We start from the raw sequence: 11433 nt of genomic DNA, 5'->3' as shown, positions 1-11433 counted from the left end.
GCCGCGATCGAGTTGCAGGACGCGAGCTTCCACGAGCCGTGGCCGCTGCCCGAACCGGTGGCCGCCCTGATCATCGCCGAGCTGCGGGACGCGGTCGCCACCGCCGGGGTGGCCTTCGTCGCGACGTCGGCCGTTCCCGTCGGGGTGGACCCGCGCTTGCGCGCGCCGGATCTGTGCGACCGCGAACTGGCCCTCACCCTGCCCGACGCCGCCACCCGCAAGTCGCTACTGGAAGTGCTGCTGCGCGGTGTCCCGACGGCCGAGCTCAATCTTGGCGAAATTGCAGACCGCACACCCGGTTTCGTGGTCGCCGACCTGGCCGCCCTGGTGCGCGAGGGTGCGCTGCGGGCCGCCTCACGGGCCAGTGCCGACGGCAATGAGCCGGTGCTGTGGCAAGAGGATTTGACCGGTGCACTGACGGTGATCCGGCCGTTGTCGCGGTCGGCGGCCGAGGAGGTTTCGGTCGGTTCGGTCACGCTCGACGACGTCGGCGACATGGTCGAGACCAAACAGGCCCTCACCGAGGCGGTGCTGTGGCCGCTGCAGCATCCCGACACGTTCCAGCGGCTGGGTATCCAGCCGCCGCGCGGCGTGCTGCTCTACGGGCCGCCCGGATGCGGCAAGACTTTTGTGGTGCGGGCGCTGGCCAGCTCGGGGAAGCTCTCGGTGCATGCCGTCAAAGGTGCCGAACTGATGGACAAGTGGGTCGGCTCCTCGGAGAAGGCCGTTCGCGAATTGTTCGCCCGGGCCAGGGATTCCGCGCCGTCGCTGGTGTTCCTCGACGAGATCGATGCGTTGGCCCCGCGACGGGGACAGAGCTTCGACTCCGGGGTGACCGACCGCGTGGTGGCCTCGTTGCTGACCGAACTCGACGGCATCGAGCCGATGCGCGACGTCGTGGTGCTGGGTGCGACGAACCGGCCCGATCTCATCGACCCCGCGCTGCTCCGGCCCGGCCGCTTGGAGCGGCTGGTGTTCGTCGAACCGCCCGACGCCGAGGCACGTCGCGAGATCCTGCGTACCTCAGGCAAAGCCATCCCTTTGGCCGCCGACGTCGACCTCGACGCCCTGGCGGCCGAGTTGGACGGCTACAGCGCGGCCGATTGCGTGGCGCTGCTGCGCGAGGCGGCGATGACGGCGATGCGGCGGTCGATCGATGCGGCCGACGTCACCGCGGCCGACGTGGCGAAAGCCCGTGAGACCGTGCGCCCGTCGCTCGATGCGGCGCAGGTGCAGTCTTTGCGGGAGTTCGCGGCCGGGCGCTAAGGCCTCCCGCCCCGGGCCCGCCCGAAAGCCCTCGAGCCGCTGACCACTCGTCGTCCCCCGAGTCACAGGCGCCTCACCGATCGCGCCTCCGGAAGGGGAGTCGAGATGCCCGCCTACAAGCGACAATCGAGCGACAATCGCCTCCTGCGCCACATGGGGAACGCCAGCCCCACAGCGGGTAGTCACATCCGACCCATATTGTTCTGGTGTCTCGTCAGCCTCACCAGTCCATTGCCCGACTGTCAGCGACACCGTCGCTGATAGCTGGACAACCCGAAAACCGTTGCCGCTGAGGCGAAAACACACACAAGTGACAGGAGTAAAGAGCGTCCTTGTGGCAATAGTTATCAATGAGTACCTATGTGGCGATTGTCGCTTGATTGTCGCTCATAAGCGGGCACAACGCCCCCTGCTTCGGCGCGGCGGCCGAAGGACAAATGAGGCCCGTTACGACTCCGCCAGTGCGGCCAACCGGTCGATCGATGCCCGCAATTTGTCCGCAGTGGTCGCCTGCGCGCGCACCAACCGTTTCTCATCCGTGAGCTGCAACCAGTCGTAAGTGTGGGTGACCAGGGTTCGGTTGTCGCCCAGCGGCTCCAACTGCCAACGCCAGAGATGGCCGGGCGGCTCTTTGCCGACTTCCGACGGCCGCCACGCGATAAGTCGACTTTCCTCGAACTCGACGATGTGGTTCTGCCGGTCACTCCCCTGAGTGATCGTCATCGTGAACACGTCTCCGACCTCACGCACTCGCTGCCCCGCCGGCGCCTCGGCCAGGTTGTCGTTGCCGTCCCAGCGCGGCTGTTGAGCCGGATCAGCAATGAGCTCGAAAATCACCTCCGCCGGCGCGGCGATCTCTCGACTGGCTGCGACAACCCTTGCGCCTTCGGCCTTCTCATCCATAGGCAAAACCTTACCCAGCACCGCCGCGGGAATTCGCTACCGAACCAACAACCTCCGTACCGCGTCGGCCAGGTCGTCTTCCAACCACGTGGGCAGTTCGGCGTCGTTGGCGTGGCGGCGCACCACTGCGTAGGGCAGGTCGACGACGGCTCGTGAAATCGCGTCCATCGACCGCGCGTCATTGCCACCGAAGATTTCACGGGACAGCCCTCGCAGCCGGTCCACCAGTGGCGCGTTCATCGCCGCCAGCGTCGCGGTGAACTCCGCGTCAGGCTCCCCGTCGAGCAGGTCGCTGGGCCGGATGGTCAGCAGCAACCGGGCATCGTCGGGTACGGAACGGGCGAAACCGACGGCTGCGACGGCCATCGCCACTGCCACCTCCACCGGGTCCGTCCCGGCGGCCGCCAGAGCGCGGGACTGAAAGCGCTCCAGCGCCCGCAGCCAGGCGGCGGTCAGCACGCCGTTGCGATTGCCGAAGCGGTGGTACAGCGTGCCCGCCGGCGCCCCGCTGACCTTGGCGATTGCCGCGACGCTGGCGGCGCGGGGCCCTTCGGCGAGGACCAGCGCCCGGGTCGCATCCAAGATTGCGTCGGTTTCATGCTTCCGCGGCGGGGCCATGATCTAGTACGGTCCTTCTATATGGAACGTTTACCCTATATCGATGAGCATGCCATAACCGTCGAGGCCGATGCGGCCACGACATGGGCCGCCGTCCTGCGCACCCTGTGCGGCGATCCCGTCAATCCGCGCGCCCCGTTCGGGTTCGCGATCGGCGAGCGCATCCCCCGCGAACGCCTGGTTCTCAAAGGCCGCCACCCGTTCTCGATCTACGAATGGATTTTCGAGCTGGACACCCTCGGCCCGCATCACACCCGGGTGCGCTCACAGACGTGGGCGGCTTTCCCGGGCCTGCACGGCAAGATCTACCGCACCGCGGTGATCAGCTCGGGCCTCCACGTGGTGGCGGTGCGTCAGACCCTGAAAAGGATTGCCGGACAGCTTCGTCCGCGGCCGGACGTGCTGGCGTGACCCTGCGTCGCCTCACACATAAAGAAACCGCGGCCAACATCTTGACGGTGACAAGTTCACGTGGAACACTTCAACTAGTCACTGACTAGATCCACGGGAGCTGACATGGCCGACACCGCCCTACCCACCGTCGAACCCGCCCGCGCCGGTGACCGGGAGCGCGAACGGACCGCCAACGATCTCGGCCAGGCCCTCACCCAGGGCTACCTGACCATGCCCGAATACGAGGACCGGCTGCAGGCGACGTTCCGGGCCCAGACCACCGACGCGTTGGGTCAGCTCGTCGCCGATCTACCCGTCACCAGGCTCCGCCGTCACGACCCCCGCCGCCGCGCCGCCCAACAGCGGGCCGCCCAAATAAGCGTCGGAATCCATCTGGCCGGCTACGTCGCCGGTTCGCTGCTCATGCTCGGCATCTGGCTGGCCGTCGGACTCGGCGGTGGCGGCTGGTACTTCTGGCCGGTCTGGCCGATCATGGGCTGGGGCATCGGCGTGGTCTCCCACGCGATTCCGGTGTGGGCCCACCGTTCGATGAGCCCGGCGCCAAGCGCCTAGCGCGACGGCACGTCTCGCCGATTGTCCGGCGAGGGCTCCTGCCGCCCCCACTTCGCCACAACGGCCCACGTAGAATGGCTTTAACCAAAGCCCGAAAAGCCGTAGCACCCGCATAGCTATAAGGCTGACACCCCGACCCCAACCCGATCGGAGTGCCATGCTCGCCGTCCTGCTCGCCCACGCGGTCGCCACCGCGCTGGCGCCACTTCTGGTGGCCAGATGGGGACGGAGGGCGTTTTATCCGCTCGCGCTGGTCCCGCTCGGTTCGCTGGCCTGGGTCGCGTCGAACTGGCCCAGCCACGATCGCGTGCCCACGCTGAACATTCCGTGGGTTCCCGAACTGTCGATGGACATCGCGCTGCGGTTCGACTCACTCGCCGCGATCATGAGCGTGCTGGTGCTGGCCATCGGTGCCCTCGTGCTGTTCTACTGCGGCGAGTACTTCCACCACCACGACGGACGCATCGAGAAGCGGCTGCCCAGCTTCGCCGCCGAGCTCGTCGCATTCTCCGGGTCCATGTTCGGCCTGGTGATCAGCGACAACATGCTGGTGCTCTACATCTTCTGGGAAACCACCACCGTGCTGTCCTTCCTGCTCGTCGGCCATTACGCCGAGCGGGCCACCAGCCGCCGGGCGGCCACCCAGGCCCTGTTGGTGACGACGTTCGGTGGGCTGGCGATGCTCGTCGGCATCATCGTGCTGGGCAATCTGGCCGGCACCTACCTGTTGTCCGAACTGATCGCGGCGCCTCCGGAGGGCACGGCCGCTGCCGTCGGAGTCGCGCTCATCCTCGTCGGCGCCCTGTCGAAGTCAGCCATCGTGCCGCTGCACTTCTGGCTGCCCGGCGCCATGGCCGCCCCCACTCCGGTGAGCGCCTACCTGCACGCCGCGGCCATGGTGAAGGCCGGTGTCTACCTGGTGGCCCGCATGGCACCCGGCTTCGCCGACACCTCGTTCTGGCGTCCAATGGTGGTAGGCCTCGGACTGGTGACGATGCTGCTGGCCGGCTGGCGCGCGGTCCGCGAATACGACCTCAAACTCATCCTGGCGTTCGGCACGGTCAGCCAGTTGGGTCTGATCACCGTGATGGTGGGGACCGGCGGCAGCGACATGATGCTGGCCGGCCTCGCCATGCTCTGCGCGCACGCGATGTTCAAGGCATCGCTGTTCATGGTGGTCGGCGTGATCGACCACGCCACCGGCACCCGCGACATCCGGCGCCTGGCCGGGTTGGGCCGTCAACATCGCCCGCTGTTGTTCATCGCCGCTGCCGCCACCGCGAGCATGGCCGCGCTGCCACCGTTCTTCGGTTTCGTCGCCAAGGAGGCCGACCTGGAGACGGTGTTGCACAGCCCGGCGCTCGGCTCGGCCGCGCCGTACGTGCTCACCGGCATCGTCGTCGGCTCGGTGTTCACCACCATCTACAGCCTGCGTTTCATGTGGGGCGCGTTCGCGGGCAAGGGCTCGCCTGAGCCGAGCGCCCGGGTCACCGAGATGCACCGCCCGTCGACGACCTTCCTCGCTGCTCCGGCCGTCCTGGCCGCGACCGGCCTGGTGTTCGGGCTCTGGCCGGCCGGGCTCGACGCGGTGCTCGACGAATACGCCGACACCATGCCCGGCGGGTCCGGCTATCACCTGGCGCTGTGGCACGGGTTCGGCCTGCCGCTGGTGTTGTCGGTCGTGGTGCTGGCCGTCGGCACCGCGGCGTTCGTCACGCGTCGTCGCCTGCCCCGCACCCGATTCGCGTATCAGCCGCTGGGCAACGCCGACCGCATGTACGACGCGACGATCCGGGGCCTCGACGTGATCTCGCTACGCCTGACCGGGTCGACACAACGCGGCTCGCTGCCCGCCACCCAGTCGGTGATCCTGTGCACGCTGGTGGCGCTCCCGCTCGCCACTTTGGCCCTGGGCGCCCGCGATCACCCCGACTTCGCGTTGTGGGATTCGCCGCTGCAGGTGGTCGTCGGGTTGCTGATGCTGGCCGCCGCGGTGGGAGCGGTCGTGATGCGTAACCGCCTGGCCGCGGTGCTGCTGGTCGGGGTGACCGGCTACGGCTGCGGCGCCATCTTCGCCTTCCACGGCGCACCCGATCTGGCGTTGACCCAATTCCTGGTCGAGACACTGGTTTTGGTGATCTTCGTGCTGGTGCTGCGAACTCTGCCGGCCGAGGCCGACGCCGCCAAGATCAACAGCCACCGCCTGCCGCGGGCCCTGCTGGCCCTGGCGGTCGGCGCCGCCGTCACGTGCCTGGCCGTTTACGCGATGGCCGCCCGCACCGGCCTCGGGATCGCCGAGCTGTTGCCGGATGCCGCCTACTACCGCGGGCACGGCGCCAACACCGTCAACGTCCTGCTGGTGGACATCCGCGCCTGGGACACCATGGGCGAGATCATGGTGCTGCTGGTCGCCGCGACCGGGGTGGCCTCGCTGGTGTTCCGGCACCGCCGCTTCGGCACCGCCCCGCGGGTCAGCGCGGCCCCGGGACAACCCGACATCGGACCCGTCGGCGCCTACAGTCCGGCCATCGGCGATGTCACCTGGCTGCGCGGGTCGGAGATGCGCGATCCGCGGTACCGGTCACTGGTGCTTGAGGTCGCCACCCGGGTGATCTTCCCGCTGATCATGGTGCTGTCCGCATACTTCTTCTTCGCCGGGCACAACACGCCCGGCGGAGGATTCGCCGGTGGGCTCACCGCGGGTTTGGCGCTGGTGCTGCGGTATCTGGCCGGCGGCCGCTACGAACTCGGCGAGACCCTGCCGTTGGACGCGGGCAAGATCCTGGGAACCGGGTTGGGTTTGTCGGCCGGCACGGCCGTCACTTCCATCCTGTTGGGTGCCCCCGCCCTGTCCTCGGCGGTTCTCCAGTTCGACCTTCCGGTGTTCGGCCATGTCAAGCTCGTCACCGCGCTGTTCTTCGATCTGGGTGTCTACCTCATCGTGGTCGGCCTGGTGCTCGACGTGCTACGCAGCCTCGGTGCGCGGGTGGACGTGGAAACCACCGGTGCCCCGGCGACTTCGAAGGCGATGACGCGATGACGACGTTCATGATTCCGCTGATCATCATCGGCGGCCTGACCAGCGCCGGGGTGTATCTGCTTCTCGAGCGCAACCTGACCCGGATGTTGTTGGGGCTGTTGCTGATCGGCAACGCGGTGAACCTGCTGATCCTGACCGTCGGTGGGGCGGGCGGTAATCCGCCGATCCGCGGGCGCACCAGCGACGATGCATCCTCCACCGCTGATCCCTTGGCACAGGGCATGATCCTGACCGCCATCGTGATCAGCATGGGGATCGCCGCGTTCGTATTGGCCCTGGCTTACCGGTCCTATCGGTTGACCACGGTCGAAGAGGTCAGCAACGACCCCGAGGACACGCGCGTCTCGCAGCAGGCCGGCACCGAGCCAGGCCCCGACGAGGAGATCCTCGAACCCGAACCCCATCTGGACACCGACGCGCCCGACGAACTCGATGCGCTGCCCGGATTCGAGGGTTCGAAATGACGGCTCAGGCATTGATGCCGCTGCCGGTGCTGATCCCGGCGTTGGCCGCGGCGATCACGCTGGTGGCTGGGCGGCGGCCGCAATTGCAGCGCCTGATCACTCAGGTCGCACTCGTGGCCGTGGTCGCGGTGTGTGCGGCCCTGGTGTACCTCGCCGATCGCGACGGCACCCTGGTGCTGCACGTCGGCGGCTGGGGGCAGAGCGTGCCCGGCATGGGCCCGCTGGGCATCACCTTGGTGGTCGACCGGTTGTCGGCCTTGATGCTGGTGGTGTCCGCGATCGTGTTGCTCGCGGTGGTCGCCTACGCCATCGGGCAGGGCATCCGTGACGGCGACGAACGCCAGCCCGTGTCGATCTTCATGCCGACCTATCTGGTGCTCTCGGCCGGGGTGTGTACCGCGTTCCTGGCCGGTGACCTGTTCAACCTGTTCGTCGGCTTCGAGGTGCTGCTGTCGGCGAGCTTCGTGCTGTTGACGATCGGCGCCAGCGAGGAACGCGTCCGGGCGGGCATCTCCTACGTCATGGTGTCGATGGTGTCGTCGCTGATCTTCCTGATCGGCATCGCCCTGGTCTACGCCGCCACTGGCACGCTGAACCTGGCCGAGTTGGCCGTGCGCCTCGACGACGTGCCCGCCGGAACCCGTAACGCGTTGTTCGCGGTGCTGCTGGTGGCCTTCGGCATCAAGGCGGCGGTGTTCCCGCTGTCGACGTGGCTGCCCGACTCGTATCCGACCGCGCCGGCCCCGGTCACCGCGGTGTTCGCCGGCTTGCTCACCAAAGTCGGTGTCTACGCAATCATCCGGGCCCACGCGTTGTTGTTCCCCGGCGGCAGCCTGGATTCTGTACTGCTGGTGGCCGGGTTGCTGACCATGGTGATCGGCATCCTCGGCGCCATCGCGCAGAGCGACATCAAACGGTTGCTGTCCTTCACGCTCGTGAGCCACATCGGCTACATGGTGTTCGGCGTCGCGCTGGGCAACGAGCTGGGCATGTCGGGGGCCATCTACTACGTCGCGCACCACATCGTCGTGCAGACGACACTGTTCCTCGTGGTCGGCCTGATCGAGCGCCAAGCCGGTGCATCCACCCTGAACCGGCTCGGCGGCCTGGCCGCTGCCAGCCCGGTGCTGGCCTTCGTGTTCGTCGTCCCCGCGCTGAATCTGGGTGGTATCCCGCCGTTCTCGGGCTTCATCGGAAAGGTCGCGTTGATGGAAGCCGGCGCTGCCAACGGCTCACCGCTGGCCTGGACGCTGGTGGCCGGCGGCGTTGTCACGAGCCTGCTGACGCTCTATGTCGTGGCCCGGGTGTGGACGAAGGCGTTCTGGCGGTCTCGGGCCGACGCGCCCGAAGGCCATCTGGCCGCGGCTGCGCCTGCGGTGCTGCTCGACGACTCCGAGGACATCGAGTTCGCCGACCGCGACAGTGTGGGGCGCATGCCCAGCGGCATGCTGGTGCCGACCGCCGCGCTGATCGTCGTGGGGTTGGCGCTGACGATCGCGGCCGGCCCGATCTTCGGCTACGGCGAACGGTCGGCGGCCGAGGTGATCGACCGCGGGCAGTACATCTCGGCGGTGCTGGGAGGCTCATCACGATGAGACATCTCGCGCTGCGGATCTGGCTGGTGTGCTTCCTGACGCTGGTCTGGGTGCTGTTGTGGGGCCACTTCAGCGTCGCCAATGTGGCCGGCGGGCTCGTGGTGGCACTGGTCATCACCGTCTTGCTGCCACTGCCGTCGGTGCCGGTCGAGGGTCGGCTGCACCCGCTGTCGCTGCTGAAACTCGTTGCGGTGGTCGGCTATTACATGGTGTTGTCGTCCTTCCAGGTGGCCTGGCTGGCGATCCGCCCCGGACCACCACCACTGGTCGCCGTGCTGCGCGCCAACCTGCCGGCCGTGAAGTCGGATCTCGTGCTGGCCTTGGCCGTCAACATCTTCAACGTCATTCCCGGCACGATCGTGCTGGAGATCGATCAGGCCCGCCGGATTCTCTACATGCACGTCATCGACGTCGGATCGGAGAGCACGGTGCAGCGGTTCTACCGGCAGGTCGAGCAGATCCAGCGGATGCTGGTGGCCGCCTTTGAGCGGGAAAGCGACTGGCAACCGTCGGCCGAGCGGGAGGCGGGTCACACATGACGACGGTCTGGATCATCGCGGCGGTCATGTTGACTGCCGCGGCCGCGATCACCATGTTCCGCGTACTGGCCGGGCCCAGCACCCTGGATCGGCTGGTCTCGCTGGACACCCTGATCGCGGTGACGATGTGCGGTATCGGCACCTGGGCGGCGTTCAGCCTCGACACCACGGTCACCTACAGCCTGACCGCGCTGGCGTTGATCAGCTTTGTCGGCTCGGTGAGCGTGGCTCGCTTCCGCGTGCCGGACACCGACGATCCGCAGCCGCGGCGGCGGCCGCGGCGAGGGCTGGGCCGGGAGCGGCGATGAACATTCTCGACATCCTCACCGCCGTAATGATTCTCAGTGGATCGACCCTGGCGCTGACGGCGGCGATCGGTGTGGTCCGTTTCCCCGACACGCTCTCACGTATGCACGCGGCCACCAAGCCCCAGGTGCTCGGCCTGCTGCTGGTGTTGGCGGGGGCGGCGATCCGACTGCGCGGCCACGCCGATATCGGCATGGTCATCCTCACCGGGTTGTTCACCTTGATCACCGCACCGGTGATCGCCAATCGCGTCGGCCAGCTTGCCTACCACGAACAGAACATCCGCGACGATCTGCTGACCCGGGACGAGATGGCCGAACTCGAGGAGCCCGGCCGCGATGACGCGCAGTGAGGTTCCTGGCGTCACTCGGCAGGTGCACACGTCGTGCCCCGGCCCCGGCCCAGCCACGTCTTCGCGGTTGCCGGAGGGGTATCCGATGTGCCCGACTGTTAGCGACAACTGAGCGACAATCGCCACACCAGCAACTGCAGAATCAGTAAACCCATTGTCGCTCAGGGTTTTTGACACTCGCGCATCACCAGCCGCATCAGCATCATCTGCCCAATGTCCGGCTGTCAGCGACTCCGTCGCTGATAGCTGGGCAACGGAAAATCCGTGACGAGCGAGGCGGATGAGGCGTGAGCGACGGAAGTCATCATCGGCCGCGTGATCAACGGTGCCCGTTGTGCCGATGCGGCGATAGTCGCTGAAAAGTCGCGGATAGGCGGGCAGACCGGCACCCCGTCCCGTCACGCGACACGCCGAAAGCCGACTCGGCCTGCCCCGGAAATGTCTGAAGTCGGGCTTGAGGGGGCACACTGGCAGCGATGACCAGAACTGACGACGACAGCTGGGAGATCACCGAGAGCGTGGGGGCCACTGCGCTCGGTGTGGCGATGGCGCGGGCCGCCGAAACCGCCTCAGACACCCCGCTGTTCACCGATCCTTACGCCCAGATGTTTCTCGACGCCGCCGCCGAGCGTGGCTGGCGTCCACCGGCCGGCGCGATGGCCCAGCGCATCCGCGACATCGGCAACTACGCCGCCTCCCGCACCAAGTGGTTCGACGAGTTCTTCGTGGCCGCCGGCGCCGCGGGCATCCGCCAGGCCGTGATCCTGGCGGCCGGTCTGGACGCCCGCGCGTGGCGGTTGCCGTGGATCGACGACAGCGTGATCTTCGAGATCGACCAGCCGCAGGTGTTGCAGTTCAAGGGTGCGGTGCTGGCCGCACACCGTGTGATGTCGACGGTCCGCTATGCCGCGGTCGGTGTCGACCTGCGTCAGGACTGGCCGGAAGCATTGCAGGAGGCGGGTTTCGACCAGTCACAGCCGACCGCGTGGGCGGTCGAGGGGCTGCTGCCCTACCTGCCCGCCGAGGCGCAGGATCTGCTGTTCGAGCGGATCACCGAATTGTCGGCGCGCGACAGCCGGATCGCCGTCGAGGCCTTCAGCGCAGACTTCTTCTCCGAGGACCATCTGGCCCGCCGCCGTGCGCGCATCGAGCAGATGCGCGCACAGGCCGCCGAGGCCGGCGAGGACATGCCCGACCCGGAGCAGTTGTGGTTCGTCGAGGAACGTCCCCACGTCGCCGACTGGCTCAGCGAACGCTGCTGGCAGGTCGCGGCGCTCCCGGCCGACGACATGATGGCGCGCTACCACCGCGCCCTTCCCGAGGACACCGCCGACCTGTCCATGTCGACTGAGTTCGTCGAAGGAGTGATGACCGCGGGGTGACC

The 11433-nt window shown here is 67.6% G+C and carries 12 protein-coding genes; 10 read left to right on the top strand and 2 right to left on the bottom strand.

The window, feature by feature from the left end:
- Positions 1-1266: AAA family ATPase (locus A5733_RS07395; protein WP_142253853.1), on the top strand; the 1266-nt coding region annotated here is incomplete at its 5' end.
- Positions 1267-1713: 447 nt separating this feature from the next.
- Here the strand turns inward: A5733_RS07395 and A5733_RS07390 are convergent.
- Entirely contained in the window at positions 1714-2169 is a 456-nt protein-coding gene (locus tag A5733_RS07390) for an SRPBCC family protein (RefSeq protein ID WP_076239660.1), read from the bottom strand.
- A gap of 36 nt (positions 2170-2205) precedes the next feature.
- Positions 2206-2787, bottom strand: a complete 582-nt coding sequence (locus A5733_RS07385) for a TetR/AcrR family transcriptional regulator (protein ID WP_076239659.1) — start codon at positions 2785-2787, stop codon at positions 2206-2208.
- Positions 2788-2808: 21 nt separating this feature from the next.
- On the opposite strand from A5733_RS07385, the gene A5733_RS07380 reads away from it, so the two are divergent.
- The 9 genes from A5733_RS07380 (at position 2809) to A5733_RS07340 (ending at position 11431) form a co-directional block, all read left to right on the top strand.
- Positions 2809-3198: a hypothetical protein gene (locus A5733_RS07380; RefSeq protein ID WP_076239658.1), complete on the top strand. Its 390-nt coding sequence runs from the start codon at positions 2809-2811 to the stop codon at positions 3196-3198.
- A 105-nt stretch (positions 3199-3303) separates the two neighbouring features.
- Complete coding sequence (locus A5733_RS07375; RefSeq protein WP_076239657.1) at positions 3304-3753, top strand: DUF1707 domain-containing protein; 450 nt, start codon at positions 3304-3306, stop codon at positions 3751-3753.
- 157 nt (positions 3754-3910) lie between these two features.
- Positions 3911-6793 (top strand): Na+/H+ antiporter subunit A, encoded by a 2883-nt coding sequence (locus tag A5733_RS07370; RefSeq protein ID WP_076239656.1) that lies wholly within the window; start codon positions 3911-3913, stop codon positions 6791-6793.
- Positions 6790-7257 carry a Na(+)/H(+) antiporter subunit C gene (locus tag A5733_RS07365; RefSeq protein WP_067769420.1) on the top strand — a complete coding sequence of 156 codons (468 nt, stop codon included), beginning with the start codon at positions 6790-6792 and terminating at the stop codon, positions 7255-7257. The genes A5733_RS07370 and A5733_RS07365 overlap by 4 nt, the downstream gene beginning before the upstream one ends.
- Positions 7254-8852 carry a Na+/H+ antiporter subunit D gene (locus A5733_RS07360; protein WP_067769422.1) on the top strand — a complete coding sequence of 533 codons (1599 nt, stop codon included), beginning with the start codon at positions 7254-7256 and terminating at the stop codon, positions 8850-8852. Before A5733_RS07365 ends, A5733_RS07360 begins: the two co-directional genes overlap by 4 nt.
- Positions 8849-9391 carry a Na+/H+ antiporter subunit E gene (locus A5733_RS07355; protein WP_067769424.1) on the top strand — a complete coding sequence of 181 codons (543 nt, stop codon included), beginning with the start codon at positions 8849-8851 and terminating at the stop codon, positions 9389-9391. Before A5733_RS07360 ends, A5733_RS07355 begins: the two co-directional genes overlap by 4 nt.
- Positions 9388-9699 (top strand): monovalent cation/H+ antiporter complex subunit F, encoded by a 312-nt coding sequence (locus A5733_RS07350; protein WP_067769426.1) that lies wholly within the window; start codon positions 9388-9390, stop codon positions 9697-9699. Before A5733_RS07355 ends, A5733_RS07350 begins: the two co-directional genes overlap by 4 nt.
- A complete protein-coding gene (gene mnhG / locus A5733_RS07345) occupies positions 9696-10049 on the top strand; it encodes a monovalent cation/H(+) antiporter subunit G (protein ID WP_076239655.1) in 354 nt (117 codons plus the stop codon). The genes A5733_RS07350 and mnhG overlap by 4 nt, the downstream gene beginning before the upstream one ends.
- 476 nt (positions 10050-10525) lie before the next feature.
- Positions 10526-11431 carry an SAM-dependent methyltransferase gene (locus tag A5733_RS07340; RefSeq protein ID WP_076239654.1) on the top strand — a complete coding sequence of 302 codons (906 nt, stop codon included), beginning with the start codon at positions 10526-10528 and terminating at the stop codon, positions 11429-11431.
- Positions 11432-11433: the final 2 nt, after the last annotated feature.

The sequence above is a fragment of the Mycobacterium sp. NS-7484 genome, assembly GCF_001953975.1.
Lineage (GTDB): Bacteria > Actinomycetota > Actinomycetes > Mycobacteriales > Mycobacteriaceae > Mycobacterium.
This window is presented reverse-complemented; position numbering and strand designations above follow the sequence as displayed.

Bases quoted from the DNA above. Each gene is read 5' to 3' on its own strand.
- A5733_RS07390 (WP_076239660.1), bottom strand. From the start codon at position 2,169: ATGGATGAGAAGGCCGAAGGCGCAAGGGTTGTCGCAGCCAGTCGAGAG.
- A5733_RS07385 (WP_076239659.1), bottom strand. From the start codon at position 2,787: ATGGCCCCGCCGCGGAAGCATGAAACCGACGCAATCTTGGATGCGACC.
- A5733_RS07380 (WP_076239658.1), top strand. From the start codon at position 2,809: ATGGAACGTTTACCCTATATCGATGAGCATGCCATAACCGTCGAGGCC.
- A5733_RS07375 (WP_076239657.1), top strand. From the start codon at position 3,304: ATGGCCGACACCGCCCTACCCACCGTCGAACCCGCCCGCGCCGGTGAC.
- A5733_RS07370 (WP_076239656.1), top strand. From the start codon at position 3,911: ATGCTCGCCGTCCTGCTCGCCCACGCGGTCGCCACCGCGCTGGCGCCA.
- A5733_RS07365 (WP_067769420.1), top strand. From the start codon at position 6,790: ATGACGACGTTCATGATTCCGCTGATCATCATCGGCGGCCTGACCAGC.
- A5733_RS07360 (WP_067769422.1), top strand. From the start codon at position 7,254: ATGACGGCTCAGGCATTGATGCCGCTGCCGGTGCTGATCCCGGCGTTG.
- A5733_RS07355 (WP_067769424.1), top strand. From the start codon at position 8,849: ATGAGACATCTCGCGCTGCGGATCTGGCTGGTGTGCTTCCTGACGCTG.
- A5733_RS07350 (WP_067769426.1), top strand. From the start codon at position 9,388: ATGACGACGGTCTGGATCATCGCGGCGGTCATGTTGACTGCCGCGGCC.
- mnhG (WP_076239655.1), top strand. From the start codon at position 9,696: ATGAACATTCTCGACATCCTCACCGCCGTAATGATTCTCAGTGGATCG.
- A5733_RS07340 (WP_076239654.1), top strand. From the start codon at position 10,526: ATGACCAGAACTGACGACGACAGCTGGGAGATCACCGAGAGCGTGGGG.